Origin of the sequence: Rhizorhabdus dicambivorans (genome assembly GCF_002355275.1) — a bacterium.
Classification (GTDB): Bacteria; Pseudomonadota; Alphaproteobacteria; order Sphingomonadales; family Sphingomonadaceae; genus Rhizorhabdus; species Rhizorhabdus dicambivorans.
In genome coordinates, this window is record NZ_CP023449.1 from 1,163,079 (window position 1) to 1,178,924 (window position 15,846).

The 15,846-nt window shown below is 66.5% G+C and carries 12 protein-coding genes; 7 read left to right on the top strand and 5 right to left on the bottom strand.

The genetic code is table 11. The annotated features are described in order from the left end of the window. Positions 1–25 precede the first annotated feature (25 nt). From CMV14_RS05565 to CMV14_RS05575, 3 genes are read right to left on the bottom strand one after another with little or no spacing between them, the layout of a single operon-like run. Positions 26–985, bottom strand: a complete 960-nt coding sequence (locus CMV14_RS05565) for a 3-hydroxyacyl-CoA dehydrogenase NAD-binding domain-containing protein (RefSeq protein WP_066967871.1) — start codon at positions 983–985, stop codon at positions 26–28. 5 nt (positions 986–990) lie between these two features. Next, positions 991–1,824, bottom strand: a complete 834-nt coding sequence (locus CMV14_RS05570) for an enoyl-CoA hydratase/isomerase family protein (protein ID WP_066967867.1) — start codon at positions 1,822–1,824, stop codon at positions 991–993. Between the two features lie 47 nt (positions 1,825–1,871). Further along, positions 1,872–4,004, bottom strand: a complete 2,133-nt coding sequence (locus CMV14_RS05575) for a 3-hydroxyacyl-CoA dehydrogenase NAD-binding domain-containing protein (protein WP_238147198.1) — start codon at positions 4,002–4,004, stop codon at positions 1,872–1,874. Positions 4,005–4,189: 185 nt separating this feature from the next. Here CMV14_RS05575 and CMV14_RS05580 point away from each other — a divergent pair, with 185 nt between their 5' ends. From CMV14_RS05580 to CMV14_RS05590, 3 genes are read left to right on the top strand one after another with little or no spacing between them, the layout of a single operon-like run. Beyond that, the gene (locus CMV14_RS05580) at positions 4,190–5,344 is read left to right on the top strand and encodes an acyl-CoA dehydrogenase family protein (protein WP_066967816.1); all 1,155 of its coding nucleotides are present in this window, start codon (positions 4,190–4,192) and stop codon (positions 5,342–5,344) included. A 27-nt stretch (positions 5,345–5,371) separates the two neighbouring features. Continuing rightward, complete coding sequence (locus tag CMV14_RS05585; protein ID WP_066967813.1) at positions 5,372–6,703, top strand: aromatic ring-hydroxylating oxygenase subunit alpha; 1,332 nt, start codon at positions 5,372–5,374, stop codon at positions 6,701–6,703. After that, positions 6,703–8,355: an FAD-binding protein gene (locus CMV14_RS05590; RefSeq protein WP_066967810.1), complete on the top strand. Its 1,653-nt coding sequence runs from the start codon at positions 6,703–6,705 to the stop codon at positions 8,353–8,355. Before CMV14_RS05585 ends, CMV14_RS05590 begins: the two co-directional genes overlap by 1 nt. Before the next feature lie 10 nt (positions 8,356–8,365). Here the strand turns inward: CMV14_RS05590 and CMV14_RS05595 are convergent, their stop codons facing one another. Continuing rightward, the gene (locus tag CMV14_RS05595) at positions 8,366–9,346 is read right to left on the bottom strand and encodes a GlxA family transcriptional regulator (RefSeq protein WP_066967807.1); all 981 of its coding nucleotides are present in this window, start codon (positions 9,344–9,346) and stop codon (positions 8,366–8,368) included. A 107-nt stretch (positions 9,347–9,453) separates the two neighbouring features. Between CMV14_RS05595 and CMV14_RS05600 the strand changes: the two genes are divergently transcribed. From CMV14_RS05600 to CMV14_RS05615, 4 genes are all read left to right on the top strand, one after another. Continuing rightward, positions 9,454–10,410, top strand: coding sequence for a phytanoyl-CoA dioxygenase family protein (locus CMV14_RS05600; protein ID WP_066967804.1), 957 nt, complete (start codon positions 9,454–9,456; stop codon positions 10,408–10,410). A gap of 16 nt (positions 10,411–10,426) precedes the next feature. Next, a complete protein-coding gene (locus CMV14_RS05605) occupies positions 10,427–11,245 on the top strand; it encodes an SDR family NAD(P)-dependent oxidoreductase (protein WP_066967801.1) in 819 nt (272 codons plus the stop codon). Next, on the top strand, positions 11,242–12,324 hold the full coding sequence (locus CMV14_RS05610; protein WP_066967799.1) for a phosphotransferase: 1,083 nt from the start codon (positions 11,242–11,244) through the stop codon (positions 12,322–12,324). The genes CMV14_RS05605 and CMV14_RS05610 overlap by 4 nt, the downstream gene beginning before the upstream one ends. Before the next feature lie 160 nt (positions 12,325–12,484). Next, a complete protein-coding gene (locus CMV14_RS05615) occupies positions 12,485–14,809 on the top strand; it encodes a TonB-dependent receptor (RefSeq protein ID WP_066967797.1) in 2,325 nt (774 codons plus the stop codon). Positions 14,810–14,866: 57 nt separating this feature from the next. Here CMV14_RS05615 and CMV14_RS05620 read toward each other — a convergent pair whose 3' ends face one another. Then, positions 14,867–15,799 carry an SDR family NAD(P)-dependent oxidoreductase gene (locus CMV14_RS05620; RefSeq protein ID WP_066967795.1) on the bottom strand — a complete coding sequence of 311 codons (933 nt, stop codon included), beginning with the start codon at positions 15,797–15,799 and terminating at the stop codon, positions 14,867–14,869. Positions 15,800–15,846 lie beyond the last annotated feature (47 nt).

Sequence of the window (15,846 nt, forward strand, 5' to 3'; positions counted from 1 at the left end):
TTGAACAATAGCCGGATGAAACCGATCAAGACCCCTCCTGCGCGAACAGGGCGAGCATTTCCATCAGCAGCATGTCCTGCCGCCGCGCGATCTCCTCGACGCTCTGCCCCGCAGCGGCCTCTTCGATCTGGTGGACCAGCTTGGCCTGCAGCGTGGGATCGGCCAGCGGCGGGTCGGCCATCGTCTCCCAGCGCTGTACGATGCCGGGCGCGAATTTGGGCAGGAAATCGGCGAAGCCGCCGGCACCGCCCGATGTGTGGAAGGTGGTGAACTGGCCCTGGATCGCCCATTTGAGCGCGGGGCCGAAGCGGATCGCCTTGTCGATGTCGCCGACGGTCGCATAGTCTTCGGCCACCAGCCGGACGGCCTCCCGAAACATCGCACTGGTCAGCCGATTGGCGATATGGCCGAATATCTCGCGGTTGAGGCGGACCGGCTCCTTGCCCAGCGCGACATAGAAGGCCTGCGCGGTATCGATCGCCGCCGCGTCGGTCGCCTCGCCGCCTCCCACCTCGACCAGCGGGATCAGATGGACCGGGTTGAACGGATGGCCGAGGACGAAGCGGCCCGCGGTGGCGAGGCCGGCCTGCAATTCGCTGATCGGCAGGCTGGAGGTGCTGCTGCCGACCAGAATGTCGGCGGGCACCAGCCGGTCGAGTTCCTCGAACAGCGCCCGCTTGATCGGGATGCGTTCGGGCGTACTTTCCTGGACGAAGTCGGCACCCTCCACCGCATCGTCGAGCCGGTCGTGGAAGGAGAGCCGGCCGGACCAGTCGTCATCGGCGCGGGCGAGCCCCAGCGCCGCCATTTGCGGCCAGGCGCGGGCGACATGGTCTCGCGTCTTCGGCCCGGCATCGGGTGCGGGATCGTACAGCCGCACCGCGCGGCCGCCGCCGAGGAAGGCGGCAACCCAGCCGCCGCCGATCACGCCGGAGCCGATCGCGGCGACCGTCTGGATGTCGTCCTTGCCCCGATAGGCGGCCATGTCGATCAATAGCCCTTGAAGACCGGCTTTTCCTTGTTCGCGAAGGCCTGGGTCGCCGCCTTGTAGTCCTGGGTCAGCATCGTCATCGCCTCATAGGCGATCGACAGCTCGCCGGTCAGGTTGACCTGGTCGCGGATGCACTTGTTCACCGCCGCCTTGGACCAGCGCACGGCCCACATCGGCTGACCGGCGATCTCGCGCGCGATCTTCATCGCCTCGTCGAGCACCTGCTCCTTCGGGAAGGCATAGTTGACCAGGCCGATCTCCTCGGCCTTCCGGCCGTTGAGCAGCTTGCCGCGCATCAGATATTCCTTGGCCTTCTGCGGGCCGACCAGCAGCGGCCACATCACCGATCCGCCGTCGCCGGTGACGAGGCCGACGCGGACATGGGTGTCGCCCAGCTTGGCGTCTTCGGCGACGATGCTCATGTCGCAGAAAGCGAAAAGCGAGGTCCCGAGGCCGATCGCGTCGCCGTTCACCGCGGCGATGATCGGCTGCGGCGTCATCAGGATCTGATCCCAGATGCGAAGCGTGTTGATCGGCACGCGCAAAGCGTATTTCAGGCCATATTCGGTCTGGGCGCGCTCGGCCATCAGCTTGATGTCGCCACCGGCCGAGAAGGCCTTGCCGGCGCCAGTCAGCACGATCACCTTGATCCGCTCGTCGCGGGCCAGCTTCAGCCAGATGTCCTCGAGTTGCCAATGGTTATGCGGGCCGACCGCGTTGAGCTTGTCGGGATCGTTCATGGTGACGACGCCGACGCCGTCCTCGCCGATCTCGACCGTGAAGAAATCGAACTCGCTATAGTCGATCTCGCGCTGGAACTCGTTGTCACTCATGAAACTCTCCTCGAAACCCTGTTGCGGCCGGCGGCCCGGCGCGATGATCAGTTGGCGGCGCGGCTCTTCTGCCATTCGGAAAAACCCTGTCCCTTCTCGGCCAGCTCGACGAGCAGTGCGGCGGGCTGGAGCGAGGGATCGCCCGGCGTGTCGGCCGCGAAGGCGCGCAGGCGCGCGACGATATGGGGCAGGCCCGCCTCGTCGGCATGGAACATCGGCCCGCCCAGATGGCGCGGCCAGCCATAGCCGTTGATCCAGACCAGATCGACGTCAGAGGGGCGGAGCGCGATCCCCTCCTCGATGATGCGGGCACCCTCATTGATCAGCGGGAACAGCAGCCGTTCGACCATCTCGCTTTCGGACATGTCGCGCCGCTCGATGCCCAGCCTCTTGGACGTTTCCAGGATCAGCGCCTCGGTCTGCGGATTGGGGCGCGGCGTGCGGTCGCCGGGCTCGTAGCGATAATAGCCGGAGCCGGTCTTCTGGCCGAGCTGGCCGCTCTCCACGATCGCGTCGGCGATCGGGAAGGGCGTGCCGCGCCGCTTGCGGATCGAATAGCCGATGTCGAGCCCGGACATGTCGTTGGTGGTCAGCGGCCCCATCGGGAAGCCCAGATTGGTCAGCGCCGCATCGACCTGCTGGGGGAAGGCACCCTGCTGGAGCAGCCGTTCGGCCTGGGCCGATCGCTTGGCGACCATGCGGTTGCCGATGAAGCCGTCGCAATTGCCCGACAGGATCGGCATCTTGCCGATCCTGCGGCCCACCGCCATCGCGGTGAGGATCGCTTCGGGGCTGGTCTTGGCGGCCTTTACCACCTCCAGCAGCTTCATGACGTTGGCCGGCGAGAAGAAGTGCATGCCGACGAAGTCGCCCGGCCGCTCCAGCACCGACGCGATCTCGTCGACGTCGAGCGCCGAGGTGTTGGAGGCGAGCACCGTGCCCGGCTTCACCCGCTTCTCGATATCGGCGAAGATCTCCTGCTTGACGGCCATGTCCTCGAACACCGCCTCGATCACCACATCGGCATCGGCTACGGCGGCGCGGTCGACCGCGGGCGTGATCAGCGCCAGCCGTTCGTCCATCTGCGCCTGGCTGATCGAGCCGCGCTTGACCGAGGTGGCGTAGTTTGTTCGGACCCGCTCCATGCCGCGATCGAGCGCTTCCTGGGTGGTGTCGATCACGGCGACCGGGATGCCGGCCCCCGCGAAGCACATCGCGATGCCGCCGCCCATCGTGCCCGCGCCGATGATCGCCGCCTTGGCAACGTCGCGCGCCTTCGCGCCCTCGGGCAGGCCCGGGATTCTGGCGGCCTCGCGCTCGGCGAAGAACAGGTGGCGCAGCGCGCGAGACTGGCTGCCCGCCATCAGCGCGCGATTGGCCTCGGCGTCTATCGCCATCGCTTCGTCGAACGGCAGGGTGAAGGAGCGGCGGACCGAGGCGACGTTGGCCGCGGGCGCCTCCTGCCCCTTGCTCCGTGCCGTCAGCTTCGCCGCCAGCGCGTCGAAGGCACTCGGATCGGCGCGGGTCGCGGCGATCTTGTCGTCGCGGCGGCTGACCGGCACCGCCGTCAGCTTCTCGTCGATCACCCGCCGTGCGAAGGCCGCGCCGATCGCGTCGGGGGCGCCTTCCTCGACCGCGTCGAGGATGCCGAGCGCCAGCGCCTGGGCCGCGCTTACCGGCTTGCCCGACAGCACGAACTCCAGCGCCTTTTCAGGGCCGATGATGCGCGGCAGGCGCTGGGTGCCGCCGCCGCCCGCGAACAGGCCCAGGTTGATCTCGGGCAGGCCCACCTTGGCGGAGGGGATGGCGACCCGGAACGGGCAGCCCAGCGCGGTCTCGAAGCCGCCGCCCAATGCGGTGCCGTGGATCGCCGCGATCACCGGCTTGGGCGAATTCTCCAGCGCCAGGATCATCTCCTGGATGGTCGGGGGCACGCGCGGCTTGTTGAACTCGGTGATGTCGGCGCCGGCGAAGAAGGTCCGTCCTTCGCAATAGAGCACGATCGCCTTGACCGCCGGATCGGCGTTCAACGCCTCCAGTGCTTCCACCACGCCGGCGCGCACCGCCTGGCCCAGCGCGTTGACCGGTGGATTGTTGCTGCAGATGAAGCCGATGTCGCCGTCGATACGCGTCGAAATCTTGTCGTTTACCTGGGTCATGATGGCGGTGTCGGCTCTCATTTTGACGATATTCCGATCTTGCAGAAGCTACCGGCGGGGCGGACTGTCAATAAAAGCGCGGGCGCGGGCCAGAGGTATCGTGGATGTGAAGGGTTAGCCGTCCGCCTTCGCATCGCACCGATCGCGATTTAGGCCAAGGGTGCGACGATGCGCGTAACCGCGCGACACCAAGGGAAGCTTTGTTGATGCAGTTCGACCTGACCGAAGAGCAGACGATGTTCCGCGATGCCGTGGCGGCCTTCGCGCAGCGCCATCTGGCGGCGGGCGCGCTCGAACGGGCGCACAGCGACGATTATCCGTGGGAAATCGCCCGGATGATGGCCGAACAGGGCCTGATCGGGATCACCATCCCGGAAGACAAGGGCGGGCTCGGCGGATCGCTGATGGATGCGGTGATCGCGATCGAGACGATCGCCTCGGTCTGCCCGCGCTCGGCGGATGTGGTTCAGGCCGGCAATTTCGGCGCGATCCGCACCTTCGCCCAGTTCGCCAGCGATGCGCAGAAGGAGCAATATCTGGCGCCGCTGCTGAAGGGCGAAGGGCTGATATCGGTGGCGATGACCGAGCCCAATGCGGGCTCGGCGGTGACCGAGCTGACCACCACCGCGGTTCCCGATGGCGATGGTTTCCGTATCACCGGTCAGAAGATCTTCACCACCCATGGCACCCACGCCACCGTCTTCCTGGTCTATGTCCGCTATGGCCCCGGCACCGGCAATATCGGCTCGGTGCTGATCGAGCGCGGGCAGGAGGGGTTCAGCTTCGGCAAGCCGGTCCGCTTCCTGTCCGGCGAGGAATGGAACCCGCTTTTCTTCGATAATGTCTATGTGCCGAAGGAGAAGGTGCTGCTGGGCCCGGGCGGGTTCAAGAAGCAGATGAGCGGCTTCAATGTCGAGCGGATCGGCAACACCGCGCGCAGCCTGGCGCTGGGCCGCTATGCCTTCAACGCGGCGGTCGAGCATGCCAAGACGCGCAAGCAGTTTGGCCGGGCGCTGTGCGAGTTCCAGGGCCTGCAATGGAAGTTCGCCGAGATGAAGCTGAAGCTCGATGCCGCGCAGCTGCTGCTGTACCGGGCCGCGACCAACGCCGACAAGGGCCTGCCCTCGCCCGACGAGACCGCGATCGCCAAGGTCGCCTGCAACCGCGCCGGCTTCGACTGTGCGAATGAGGCAATGCAGATCATGGGCGGCAGCGGCTACAGCCAGGATGGCCTCGTCGAATATTGCCTGCGCCGCACACGCGGGTGGATGATCGCGGGCGGCGCGATAGAGATATTGCTCAACCGCATCGCCGAGGGCGTGTTCGACATGCGGTTTCCCCAGGGGCCCGCCAGGGCCTGACATGAAAGCCGGGGAGAGGATGGAAGAATGAACGAGATCAGCAAGGTGACGACAGCGGGGAGCGGGGCGGTCCGGCCAGACTATGTCCCGGCCGACGCCTATATCTCGCCCGACTATGTGAAGCTCGAGAAGGAAAGGCTGTGGCCGCGCGTCTGGCAGATCGCCTGCCGCGAGGAGGAAATCCCCAACCCCGGCGATTTCTACACCTATGACATCGCCGACGAGTCGATCGCGGTGGTGCGCAAGACCGACGGAACCGTCGCCGCCTACCATAATGTCTGCCCGCATCGCGGACGGCGGCTGACCGCCGGCTGCGGCCGGATGGGCAAGTTCCACTGCAAATATCATGGCTGGCAATGGACGCTCGACGGCAAGCCGGCCGAGGTGGTCGACCGCAAGGACTGGGGCGATCTGCTCCAGGATGGCGAGATCACGCTGCAATCGGTGAAGGTCGCGAGCTGGGGCGGCTGGCTGTTCATCAACATGGACCCCGACAGCGAGAGTCTGGAAGACCATCTCGGCGAGGCCAAGACCCTGCTTGATCCGTTCGAGATGGACCGGATGCGCTATGTCTGGCGCAAGCGCATCACCATGCCGTGCAACTGGAAGACCGCGCAGGAAGCCTTCATGGAAGGTTATCATGTGCAGACCACGCACCGGCAGCTGCTGCCCTATCAAGACGACTACACCTTCTCCCGCGCCTTCGGGAAGCATGCGATGTTCGGCTATGCGCCGACCGCCCTGTTCGGCCTGCCGAGCCCGCGCATCAGCGATCAGAGCGGCGACATGCGCAAGGGCCTCTACGAGTTCAACAAGGAGATCTGGGACACGCTGAAGGCGACCACGACCGACGAGATGCTGGCGGCCGGCCGGCGGCTGATGGAGTTGCCCGAGACGGCCAACCCGTTCGAGATCTACGTCGCCTTCGCCCGGTTCCACCGCGAGGAATCGGAGAAGGCCGGCCGCCCCTGGCCCGCCATCACCCCCGAGCAGCAGATGGCGGCGGGCACCGACTGGAACATCTTCCCCAACCTCGTCTTCCTCCAGCAGCCGACCAACGTGCTGTTCTATCGGGCGCGGCCCAATGGCGACGATCCCGATAGCTGCATCTTCGAGGTCAACGTGCTCGAGCGCTTCGCGCCGGGTGCCGAACCGAAGAATGTCGAGGTCGAGGTCGCCGATGACTGGCGCAAGGTCGATTGGGGCCTGATCCTGGAGCAGGACTTCCAGAATATGGAGGCCGTCCAGAAGGGGATGAAGTCCCGCGCCTTCAAAGCGGCGCGGCCTAGCCCCGTCCAGGAGGTCGAGATCAGCAATTTCCATGCGACATTGCTCGCCTATCTGCACGGGGATCGGTGATGGCGGCACCGGATTGGGACGAGATCGCGGACTTCGTGATCTGCGGGTCCGGCGGCGGATCGATGGCCGCCGCGCTCTACCTCAAGTCGATCGGCAAGCAGCCGCTGATCCTGGAGAAGACCGATAAGCTGGGCGGGTCGACCGCCATGTCGGGCGGCGTGCTGTGGATCCCCAACAACCATCTCCTCGCCCGGGACGGGATCGTCGACAGCCACGAGGCGGGCCGCACCTATATGGATGCGACCGTCGGCAACGACGCCGGCCCCGCCGCCTCGCCCGAGCGCAAGGAAGCCTATCTGCGCAACGGCCCGGTCATGATGAAATGGCTGGAAGAGCAGGGCATGAAATGGCTGCGGACCGAGGGCTGGGCGGACTATTATGACGACCGCCCCGGCGGCTGCACCCGTAGCCGTTCGGTCGGCGCGCCGATGCTCGACGGACGCGCGATGGGGCCGCTGTTGGACAAGCTTCGCCTCGGCCCGATGGTGATGCCGCTGCCCACCGACAAGGCCGGCATCATCGGCCTCGCCACCCGCACGCCCAAGGGCATGTGGGAGGGCATGAAGCTGCTGTTCCGCATGTGGCTGGTCAAGAAGCGCGGCGTGCCGATCCTCAGTTTCGGTGGCGCGCTTCAGGGCCGGATGCTGATGCTCGCCGACAAGGCGGGGATCGACATGCGCACCGGCCATGGCGTCGTCGATCTGGTCGAGGAGAAGGGCCGGGTGACCGGCGTGATTGTCGAGCATGAAGGCAGGCGGCTGCGCATCGGCGCGCGCGACGGCGTGCTGATCAACGCGGGCGGCTTTTCGAAGAATGCCGAGATGCGCAAGAAATACGGCCCGCAGCCCAGTTCGGTTGAATGGACCAACGCCAATCCCGGCGACACCGGCGAGATGATCGAGATCGCCGAGAAGCATGGCGCCGCGCTCGACCTGATGGACCAGGCTTGGTGGGTGCCGGGAACGATGGTGCCCGAAGGCGGCCCCGCCAACATGCACAATACCGACATCTCCAAGCCGCACTGCATCATCGTCAACCGCCACGGGCGGCGCATCCTGAACGAAAGCGGCTCCTATATGGAGAACGGCCAGCGGCTCTACCGCAACGACGTGCCGGCCTATGTCATCCTCGATAGCCGCCACCGTAAGCGTTATGCCTGGGGCTATTATCCGCCGGGCAAAACGCCCCAGTCCTGGTTCGACAGCGGCATGATGAAGACCGCCGACACGATCGAGGACCTTGCGGTGAAGGCGGGGATCGACCCCCACGGCCTCAAGGACGAGGTCGCCAAGTTCAACCGCTATTGCGAGACCGGCAAGGATCTCGACTTCAACCGGGGCGGGCGCGGCTACGACAACTGGTTCGGCGATCCCACCGTCAAGCCGAATCCCAATCTCGGCAAGATCGAGAAGCCGCCCTTCTATGTGATGGAGATGGTGCCCGGTGACGTCGGCACCAGCGGCGGCATATTGACCGACGAGAATGCACGGGTGCTGAGGGCGGACGGATCGGTGATCCAGGGCCTCTACGCCACCGGCAATTCGACTGCGTCGGTGATGGGCCGCTGCTATCCGGCGGCGGGGGCCAGCATCGGCGCCTCCTTCGTTTTCGCGTGGATCGCGGCGCACCATGCCGCCGGCCGCAACGACTGAGGCCTGCTGTTCAGCCCGGCCGGTTCCGCCGGGCCTGGGCGGCCTCGCGCCATTGGGTCGCGGCCATGCCGGTCCGCTGGCGGAACATGCTGCGGAACAGGCGGCTGTCGGAGAAGCCGACCAGTTCGGCGATCCGGTCGATCGAGCGGTTCGACTTCTCCAGCATCCGCGTCGCGGCCTGGAGGCGGAGCTGCTGGACGTAGCTTTTCGGTGTCAGACCCAGCGCCTTGCGGAAGCGCCGCACAAGGGTGGGCTGGCTGGTCGACAGCGCCTCGGCGAGCTGCTGGATGCCGATCGGTCCGGTGAAACGCTGCTCCAGCCAGATCTGGGCGCGGGCGACGAGCGGGTCGCTTGCCAGCAATTCCTCTTCCTCGCGGTCGAGCCCCATGATGGAGGTCAGCCAGCGGCCGACATCGGGGGACAGCGTTCGCTCCATCGCCCGCACGATCAGCGCCAGGTCGTTGCCCATGCCGTTGGCGATCAGCAGATCGCCGTGATCGGCGAGGCCCAACTGCTCCTCGGCGCGGTGGCGCGGGAACAGGGCGCGGGCGACAGGTTGCAGCGCCCGCGCGATCGGCACGGCGATGTCGCGGGTAAGCCCCGCTGCCATCAGGAACAGCGCCGATGCCCCGCTCGCGCCGATCACCGCACCGCGATCGGCCTGCTGCTGGAGCCAGCCGAGCAGCGCATGGCCACGCTCCAGCCTTTCCTCCATCGCCGCATAACCCATCGCGCGGAAGGCGGGCAGCCAGACGAAGGCGTGCTCGTCGGTGCTGCTGATCGCGCCATCCACCTCCAGCGGGCGGCCATCGGCCATCCGGATCGGCGCACCGTCGATCGACAATATCCGCAGCCCCGTTTCCATCCGCATCGGCCCGCTGTCGGCGAAGACCTGCTCGATCCGGTCGCGGGCCAGGATAAAACTGTCGGTCAGCGCCCCGACGCTGGCATGATAGGCGCCGTCAAGAGCGATCAGGGCGAAATCGGGCATGGCGCGATGCTGACAGGAATCAGCCGCTTAATGCAAGATATCATCCTGTCCAGCCGGGGTGGCGGCCGGGATAGTCGGACGGATAAGAGAATGTCAGGAGAGCGCCGATGACCATGGCGACCGCGCCGCTCATCCCCGCGATGGGCGAGTATAATGTTTCCAATCATCTGCTCGGCGATCCGGCCGGCCTGAAGGCTGCCTGGGATCGCGACGGCTACTGGTTCTTCCGCGACGTGCTCGACCGGCAGGCGATCGCCGAACTGCGGCAGATCTACATGGATTATCTGAGCGAACTCGGCGTCGCCGATCCGCAGGACCCCGAGGCGCGCTACAACGGCGCCGACTTGTCGGCGATGCCGAAGATGGTCAACGAGACCGCGATGAACGAGCGGCGCGTCGATCGGGTGCTGCACCGCGATCCGCGCATTGCCTCCTTCTTCCGGCGGCTGTTCGGTTGCGATCCCTTCTGGGTGCCGTTCACCGTCCATCGCCAGGTGCCGCCGGCGCAGGACCGCTGTGCCCGCCGACTGGAGTTCATCCATCAGGACGGCACCTATAATGACGGGCTCGATTTCCTGATCTGCTGGATTCCGCTGGCCGAGATCACCCCCGATGTCGGCGGGCTGGCGCTGGTCGAAGGGGTGCATCGGCGCGGCAGCCTGCACCGCAAGGACGGCATGAGGATACTGCCGATCGCCGAGGAGGATATCGAGGTGGAGCGCTGGCGCAGCACCCATTACCGGCCCGGCGATGTGCTGCTGATGGACCTCAACACGCCGCATTCGGGCATCACCAACCATTCCGACCGCTTCCGTCTGTCGGTCGACACGCGGATCATGCCGTCCAACGGGAATGTGCCGGTGGTCGGCGCGATCGACGCGGTCGGCGCCGAGGGCGTCACCATCGGCGGCCGTGCGCTGCGTTTCGATGCGACCAGCTTCGTACGGGGATTGCGCGGAGACCAGATGCCGCTCGCCGACGTGCCCGGCCGCTATCGGATCGGCCAGGAGGTGATCGCCGCAGTCACCGGGGATATCGTCCGCAATATGCGCCCCATCCAGTAAGCCGCAAGGAGTCACGATGCCCGAACCCACGCGCTATCTCGGCCGGCTGACCGGCAAGGCCGCGATCGTTACCGGTGCCGGGGCGGCGGAGGACGAGATCGGCATCGGCCGCGCCATCGCCTATATCATGGCGCGGGAAGGGGCGCGGGTCGCCTGTGCCGATCTCGACGGCGGCCGTGCGGAAGCCACGGCCGCGCAGATTCGCGCCGAGGGCGGCGAGGCGATCGCCGTCGCTGCCGACGTCAGCCTGCCCGGCGATTGCGAGGCGCTGGTCAAGGCGGCGGCCGACACGTTCGGCGGGGTCGACATCCTGGTCAACAATGTCGGCATCTCGGTGCCGACCAATCTGGAGTCGGTGACTCTCGACCTGTGGAACCGGACGATCGCGGTCAATCTGACCAGCGTGATGCTGATGAGCAAATATGCGGTGCCGCTGATGGCGGCGCGCGGCGGCGGGTCGATCGTCAACATTTCCTCGCTCGCCGGCATGCGGGCGATGGGTGCGATCGCCTATGGCCCGACCAAGGCGGCGATGGCGCAGCTTTCGCGCGAGATCGGGGTGCTCCACGGCCGGCAGGGTATCCGCGTCAACACCGTCGCGCCCGGCCATGTCATGACCCCGCACGCGATGAGCAAGCTGCCCGCCAGCATGCGCGAGGCGCGCCGCAAAGTCGGCCCGCTGGGTATCGAGGGCGACGCCTGGGATGTCGCCCAGGCGGTGCTGTTCGTCGCCAGCGACGAGGCCCGCTTCATCAACGGCGTCCACCTCGCGGTCGACGGCGGGGTTGAAGGGATCGGGCCGCTGGCCGGCCACGCCTTCGTCTCCGAACCATGAGCGACCGCTGGCTGCCGCTGCTGCCCGAGCATGTCACGCCGGGCTGGCTCGGCGAGGTGCTTTCGGAACAGGTGCCCGGGGTCGTCGTCGAGCAGCTGGAGGTGGCCGATATCCTCTGGGGCACCGGCACCAAGATGATGGTGACGGCCGTCTATAACCAGGCCGGGCGCGCCGCCGGCCTGCCCGAGCGGCTGTGCGTCAAGGCCGGGCTCGCCGAACATCGCGAGCTGGTCAAATTCTGCTACCAGACCGAAGCCCGTTTCTTCGCGGAGGTAGCGCCGCGCCTGTCGATCGGCCTGCCGCGCTGCCTGTTCGCGGCGGCCAATGCCGATCAGGGCATGGTGGTGATGGAGGATTTGCGGCCTGCCGGCGCGCAGATCTGCACGGTCCAGCAGCCGCTGACCCGCGATCAGGCGGCCGCCTTCCTCGACGATCTCGCCGCGCTCCACGCGCGCTGGTGGAACAGCCCCGCGCTCGATGACGACGGCGAACTCGGCTGGCTGATGCGGCATGATCCGCTGCCCGACGAAGCCTGGGGCGATTTCGGCCGGGGCCAGCTCCAGCCCGAAACCTGGGCGCATTATATGGGCCTGCCCCGTGCGCTCGGCCTGCCACGCGTCTGCCGGGACCGCGCGACGATGCACGACGCGCTCCAGCAATTGCGCCGTTTCGCGCCCGACGGGCCGGTCTGCGTGATCCATGGCGACGCCCATCTCGGCAATATGTACCTGACCGCCGACGGCCGCCCCGGCTTCCTCGACTGGCAGACTGCCCGGCGCGGCCATTGGGCACAGGACGTCGCTTATTTCTACATCTCGGCGCTCGATCCGCTCGATCGCCGGGCGTGGGAGCGCGGGCTGATCGCCGGCTACCTTGCCGCGCTCGCCCGCCATGGCGCCATCGGCGTCCCAAGCGAGGCGAGTGCCTGGGAGGCGATCCGCGCGCATGTCGTCTACGGCCTGTTCTACTGGATGGTGAACCCGGTCGAATGGCAGGCCGAGGCGAATAATGCGGCGGTTGCGCCGCGCTTCGGCTGGGCAGCGGTCGACCTGGGCGCGCCGCCGGCTGCGGCTATGTAGCATTCACACCACAGTCTACTAAAAAACGTAGCCCGCGGGCCTCGGCCCGTCCAAATCACAGGGCCGATATGGTCTGTGGTGCCGTTGCGTCATCGCGGTCTTTGGCGGTTCTCTTCCCATCGAAACACAGCCCGAAGAGGCAATGAGGAGGAGGATCGAAATGGCTATCCGGAAGAGATTTATCCTGGCTTGCGCAGTGTCGCTGCTGCCCCAGCTCGCCACCGCGCAGACCGCTGCCTCGCCCGCCGGAGCCGAGGCGGTGAGCGGTAACGAAGCGGGCGAGATCATCGTCACCGCGCGCCGGCGCGAGGAGACGCTGCAGGACGTGCCGATCTCGGTCAGCGCGCTTTCGGGCAAGGCGCTGACCCAGGGCGGCGTCACCGATGCGTTGAGCTTCCAGTCGCGCGTGCCGTCGCTCAGCCTCACCAACCAGGGCACCACCCGGTCCGAGCTGGGCTTCTCGATCCGCGGCCAGCGCACTCAGGAATCGCAGCTGCTCACCGATCCGCCGGTCGGCACCTATTTTGCCGAGGTCGTGCAGGCGCGCAGCATCGGCTTCGCCAACACGCTCTACGATCTCCAGTCGGTGCAGGTGCTGAAGGGCGTGCAGGGCACCTTGTTCGGCCGTAACATGACCGGCGGCGCGGTGCTGGTAGAGCCGGCGAGGCCGACCGATCAATTCGCTGCCGAGCTGCGCGGCCAGATCGGCAATTTCGACCTGCGTGACGTCTATGCGATGGTCAATGTGCCGGTGACGGACGGCATCGCGCTGCGCTTCGCCGGCAAGATGCGCGAGCGCGATGGCTTCACGAGGGACGTCAGCAGCGGGCGCGATTATGACGACCAGAATTATGACAGCTTCCGTGTCTCGCTGGCGTTGAATCCGACCGAGACGATCGAGTCCACCACCATCTTCGACTGGGTGCGTACCCGTGAGCATGGCACTGCGCTTGTCGGCACCGCCGCCGATCCCGCCGCGCCCGCGATCGCCGGCTATGGCGCGCTGCGCGGCTTCGGCATTCCCGTGTCCGACGTGCTGGGCCAGTTCGCGCAGCAGGCGGCGCGCCCGCACTACCGCTTCGACACGGCCGCCGGCGAGGACGGCTCGCTTGACGCCTATGGCGTCAAGCCGTTCGAGCATCTCAAGAATTACGGCATCACCAACCGCAGCTCGATCGAACTGGGTGACGTCACGATCAAGAACATCGCAGGCTATCGCCGGGTCAAGTTCAACCAGATCATGGATTTGGACGGGGTCCCGGCCTTCCTGATCAACAGCAACCGCTTCCGCGACATCAAGCAGTATAGCGAGGAGCTGCAGGCGCAGGGCAAGGCGTTCGACGGCCGGCTGACCTATGTGGTCGGCGCCTATTATTTCCTGGAGAAGGGCACCGACGGATCGACCTCCAGCCAGTTTCCCGAACTGGCGATCGCCGGCCAGGGCCTGCCGCTGACCACGCCCGCGGCGACCTTCCTCAATGCCTATATCGGCCAGGGCAAGGCGAAGACCGGCGCGGTCTATGCGGCGGGCACCTTCAATGTCACCGACCGGTTCAAACTGTCGGCCGGCATCCGCTATACCGAGGACAAGCGCCGCGCGACGGTCACCTCCTTCTATCCCAATCTCGGCCTCTGCCTGTTCCGGCTGGCCAACGGCACCGTGCCGTCGCTGGCCAACTGCCCGCAGACCAACAGCAAGAAATGGGACGATGTCACCTGGGACCTGACCCTGCAATATGAGCCAAGCGACGCGCTGACCACCTATGTGTCGACCCGGCGGGGCTTCCGTGCCGGCGGCTTCTCGTTGCGGGCGGCATCGGCTGCCGAGCTGGCGCCATTCAATCCCGAGACGGTGCAGGAATATGAGATCGGCCTGAAGAACCGCAGCGATCTCGGCGGTGCCACGCTCAGCGCCAATCTCGCGATCTTCTACCAGGACTATAAGAACGTCCAGAAGCAGGCCTCGTCGATCGACGCGGCCGGTAACGTCAACACGATCATCACCAACACCGCCCGCCAGAAGCATTATGGCGGCGAACTGGAGGTGACGCTGACGTCCGGGCCGATCGACCTGACCGCCTTCTATTCCTATGTGAAGGTCGACATCAGCCAGGGCCGGCAGGCCGGCGAGTTCGAACTGGTCGGTGCGCCGCATCACCAGCTCGGCGCCAATCTGAGCTACCGGTTGCCCCTCGCCGACAGCGTCGGGGCGGCGTCGCTGAATGCCAATGTCGCCTATCGGAGCCGCCAGCATCTCGACAAGAACGACGTGCTTGCCACCGAGCCCGGCTATGCGCTGGTCAACCTGCGTGCGAACCTCGACGATATCGCGGGCACCGGCCTGGGCGCGGCGCTGTTCATGAACAACGTCTTCGACAAATATTACCGGATCGGCGTGATCGGCATCTACAACGAGGCCGGTTATATCTCGAGCGTCTATGGCGAGCCGCGCACTTACGGGCTCGAACTCTCCTACCGCTTCTGACGGTCCAAAGGGGGAAGGGGCGGTCGGCCTTCGCGCCGCCCGCCATTTTCCTTGTCCTCAGCCGTGTCTGACGAACCGGTTGGGGATGTCCCCGAAAAGATAGGTGCGGTTGGCATCTTCGTCGAAGGCATCGAGCGTCCAGCCACCGGGGTTGATGCTGGTGCGGATCGCCTCGGGTTCGGGGATCAGCGCCACCTCGTCGCCCTGGATGTAGAAATCGCGTCCGCTGATATGGCCGGCGGCGTCGGTGCACAGCCAGACGACCAGCGCCGCGACATGCTCGGGAAGCGCGGTCATGCGTGGTGCCGCCATCGGCTTGTTCCACAGCAGCGGGATGCCCAGCCGCGCCGATTCGGCGATGGTCTCGTCGATCTCGGGCGTGTGGGTGCCGGTCAGGTGCGACACCGGCCGGATCATGTTGCAGCGTATCCCGAACTCGCCCAGGTCACGTGCGATCGACCGGGTGAGGCCGAGCACGCCCTCTTTGGCCGCCGAATAATTGCCCATTCCCCAGTGGCCGAAGCCCGAAGGCGAGCCGGTGTTGACGATCACGCCGGAGCGTTGCGCGATCATGTGCGCGGCGGCGGCCCGGCATGTGTGGAAGCTCGCGGTCAGGCTGACGTCGACGCAGAGCTGCCAGTCCTCGTCGGTCATCCGATCGATCCGCGCGGGGCGGACGATGCCGGCATTGTTGACGAGGATGTCGATCCGGCCCCAGGCGTCGATCGCCTTCTGCACGGCGGCTTCGGCGCCCTCGCGCGTCGCGACGCTGGAGCACTGGCCGATCGCCTCGCCGCCCGCATCGCAAATCTCCCGTGCGACCGCGTCGGCCAGCGAGGCGTCACCCGCCTCGGTGCCATAGGGCCCGCCGCCAAGATCGTTGACCACCACCCTGGCGCCCTGTTCGGCCAGCAGCTTCGCCTCGGCCCGGCCGATGTTGCGCCCCGCGCCCGTGACCAGCGCCACCTTGCCTGCGAGTCTTCCCGCCATCCGTCCCTCCATCGATGAGCGGGGACAGCCTATGAAGTGAAAACTAT